The organism is Brevundimonas sp., assembly GCF_016463295.1.
In the GTDB taxonomy this organism is placed as follows: Bacteria; Pseudomonadota; Alphaproteobacteria; order Caulobacterales; family Caulobacteraceae; genus Brevundimonas.
This window is the reverse complement of sequence record NZ_JAEMRO010000138.1, coordinates 1-3,237: the sequence shown is the minus strand read 5'-3', so window position 1 is coordinate 3,237 and position 3,237 is coordinate 1. Positions and strand designations below refer to the sequence as shown.

Below are 3,237 nucleotides of genomic sequence, written 5' to 3'. Positions count from 1 at the left end.
GCCCGCGCCGGTCACTTCCACCTGGATCCCGACACCCGCGGCATCGGCGTCAATCGCCAGGGCTGTTTTGCCGAGTTCGTCGTGGCCCCGGCCTTCAACGTGATCGAACTGCCCGACGACGTGCCCTATGAGATCGGCTCGATCCTGGACCCGTTCGGCAATGCCGTGCACACGGCCCAGCAGTTCGACCTGCTGGGCGAGGATGTGCTGGTCACCGGGGCCGGGCCCATCGGCATGATGGCCGCCGCCGTGGCGCGCCACGCCGGAGCGCGGACCGTCGTCCTGACCGACATCAACGACTTCCGTCTGGAGCTGGCCCAGAAGGTCGCGCCGGGCGTGCGGACGGTGAACACGACACGCGAAGACCTGCACGACGTCATGCACGAGCTGGGCCTGAAGGTCGGCTTCGACGTCGCACTGGAGATGTCGGGTTCGCCCATCGCCTTCAAACAGTGCGTCGACACCCTGATCATGGGCGGCGGCCTGGCCCTGCTGGGTATTCCGTCCAAGCCGATGGAGACGGACTGGGGCGCGATCATCCTGAAGGCCCTGACCATCAAGGGCGTCTATGGGCGCGAGATGTTCACGACCTGGCGCAAGATGCTGGGCCTGCTGAAGGCCGGTCTGGACCTGGAGCCGCTGATCACCCACCAGATGCCGTTCAAGGATTTCGAAAAGGGCTTCGAGGTCATGAAGGCCGGTCAGTCGGGCAAGGTGGTGCTGGACTGGTCCAGGGCCTGACGCCCCGCCGTACGGCAACAGCCATGGCCGCCATCGTCGATTTTCTGAAGGGAGCGGGCACCGATGGAGCCGGCCGCACGGTCTTCGACGTGGTGGCCATGGACGACCGGGCGATCGAACGGACCCACGATTTCATCCAGTGGCTGTTCCCGCTGGCCGAGCCGTCCGGGGCCAACCGCCGCGCGCCGGTCCTGAGCGCGGCGGACGTCGAGGACGTGCAGGCCTGCGGGATGTGCCAGGTCGCCCTGGCTGCCGCGACGGACCGGATGAGCGCCTTCTACAGCCACAACACCCACTGGCTGGTCCCGCACGATCACAACCATCTGCGGATCACGCGGATCATCAAGTCCCTGCGCCTGCTGCGCGGCGACGATGAGGCCGATGAGTTTCGCGCCATGATCCTGGCGCTCGACGAGGCGGCGGATCGCCCCGCCAGCGTGGACAGCCGCCGCTACTGGACCACGGCCTAGGCCTTCAGCAGTTTCATTAGAGCGGGCTCGAAGCCCTTGGTCTCCGCGCCGGGCAGGACGTCCATCAGCTTGCCCGCTTCGAACAGTTCGAACACCTGTGGATGCACATAGGAGCTGCGGCACACGGTCGGGGTATTGCCCAGCAACCCCGCCACCGCCTTCACGCATACCGTGATCTTGCGCTTGGCGTCGGTGGGCGAGGTCGGGGCCTCCGTATCGCGCAGGGCCCGGGCGGCCGAGACGGTCCCGGCCCAGGTGCGGAAGTCCTTGGCGGAAAAGTCCTCGCCCATGGCCTCTCGGATATAGGCGTTCACGTCGTCCGAGGTGATGGGGCACAGGTCGCCGTCGGCATCGCGATATTTGAACAGCTGCTGGCCGGGCAGTTCGCGCAGGGATCGGACCACGGTGGCCAGACGCCGATCCTGAACCCGCACCGCATGCTCGACCCCGCTCTTGCCCTTGAAGGCGAAGGTCAGTCGGGTGCCGTCCACCTCCAGATGGCGCTTGTTCAGGGTGGTCAGGCCGTAGGAACGGTTGGCCTTGGCATATTGCGCATTGCCGACGCGGATCAGGGTGATCTCCAAGAGGCGCACCGCCGTGGCCAGCACCTTGGCGCGCGACACGCCGCGTCTGTTCAGGTCCGCCTCGACCCGCTCGCGCAGCCGGGGCAGGGCGCGGGCGAAGGCGGGCAGGCGCTCGAACTTGGTCTGGGAGGCGTGGCTGCTCCAGTCGTTGTGATAGCGATACTGCTTGCGGCCCTTGGCGTCGCGGCCCGTCGCCTGGATGTGGCCGGTCGCCTGGGGGCAGATCCAGACGTCGGTCCAGGCCGGCGGGATGGCCAGCATGCGGATGCGGTCCAGCACCGCCCTGTCCTTGATGACCGCGCCGTCCTTGTCGCGATAGGAGAACCCCTTGCCGGATCGAACCCGACTGAAGCCAGCATGCTCATCGCTGCACCAGGTCAGGCCGGTGGGGATCAGGTCATGGTCGGCGGTCGAGGTCATGTCGGGCGATGTCCGGTGCGGACAGGCCGAACGGCGAAGACCCGGCGCGGTTCCTCTTGACCCCAGCGGCCAGCGGGGGGATGCGGGGCCATGAACTATCGCCACAGCTTTCACGCCGGGAATTTCGCGGATCTGGTCAAGCACGCCCTGGTGCTGTGGCTGCTGGAGCGGCGCCAGGCGTCGGGACCGGTCACGGTCATCGACACCCATGCGGGCGCGGGCCTGTATGACCTGACCGGCGATGCGGCGCGGTCACGCGAGGCCGAGGCCGGAATCGCGCGCCTCATGGCGACCGAGGGGCGTCCGCCGCTGATCGAGGCCCTGGCCGCCGAGGTCGCTGGGATGAACCCGGACGGCGGCGTGACCTTCTATCCCGGCTCGCCCCTGCTGATGGCCCGGCATCTGGGGCCGCAGGATCGCTATATCGGCTATGAACTGAACCCGCCTGTTCTGGAGATGCTGACCGAGGCGCTCGCGCCGTTCGCGGCCGCCGAGGCCAAAGGTGGCGACGGCTTCGATCAGGCGGTGGCCGAAGCGAAGCGCACGCCCGGCCCGCTGGTCCTTATCGATCCGCCGTTCGAGAAGCCCGACGACTATCACCGCGCCGCCGACACGGGGGCCGCCATTGTTAAGGCCGATGCGCGGGCGACCGTGGCGATCTGGACCCCGCTGAAGGACATGGAGACCTTCGACGGTTTCCTGCGTCGGCTGGACCAGGTCGGGGCGCAGCGCGTGCTGGTGGCCGAGGCGCGGTTGCGGCCCCTGACCAATCCCATGAAGATGAACGGCTGTGCCATGGTCGTGCTGAACCCGCTCGGCGGAGCCGAGGCGGCAGCCCAGGAGATATGTGGCTGGGTCGTGGATACGCTGGGCGAGGCGGGGGCGAAGTCCGAAGTCTGGATGATGTGACGATCCTTTCGGATCGTGGATGTCAAAGACCGAGCACGTCCGATCCCCGCCTGCGGAGACCCGCAGCCGGTTGAAGGTGGGATGGGCCGGCGGAGCGCCGGGCTGTCGCCCGG

At 67.8% G+C, this 3,237-nt stretch carries 4 protein-coding genes; 3 read left to right on the top strand and 1 reads right to left on the bottom strand.

Annotated features, from left to right (window positions below):
• Both JHC81_RS14165 and JHC81_RS14160 read left to right on the top strand, forming a co-directional pair.
• Positions 1 to 741, top strand: a 741-nt coding sequence (locus JHC81_RS14165; RefSeq protein WP_292175752.1) for a zinc-binding dehydrogenase, incomplete at its 5' end; no start/stop codon positions are given.
• Positions 742 to 764: 23 nt separating this feature from the next.
• Complete coding sequence (locus JHC81_RS14160) at positions 765 to 1,211, top strand: opioid growth factor receptor-related protein (protein ID WP_292175750.1); 447 nt, start codon at positions 765 to 767, stop codon at positions 1,209 to 1,211.
• On the opposite strand, the gene JHC81_RS14155 is transcribed toward JHC81_RS14160, so the two are convergent.
• Positions 1,208 to 2,215 carry a DNA topoisomerase IB gene (locus JHC81_RS14155; RefSeq protein ID WP_292175748.1) on the bottom strand — a complete coding sequence of 336 codons (1,008 nt, stop codon included), beginning with the start codon at positions 2,213 to 2,215 and terminating at the stop codon, positions 1,208 to 1,210. The genes JHC81_RS14160 and JHC81_RS14155 overlap by 4 nt on opposite strands.
• A 90-nt stretch (positions 2,216 to 2,305) precedes the next feature.
• On the opposite strand from JHC81_RS14155, the gene rlmJ reads away from it, so the two are divergent.
• Complete coding sequence (gene rlmJ, locus JHC81_RS14150) at positions 2,306 to 3,124, top strand: 23S rRNA (adenine(2030)-N(6))-methyltransferase RlmJ (RefSeq protein WP_292175747.1); 819 nt, start codon at positions 2,306 to 2,308, stop codon at positions 3,122 to 3,124.
• Positions 3,125 to 3,237: the final 113 nt, after the last annotated feature.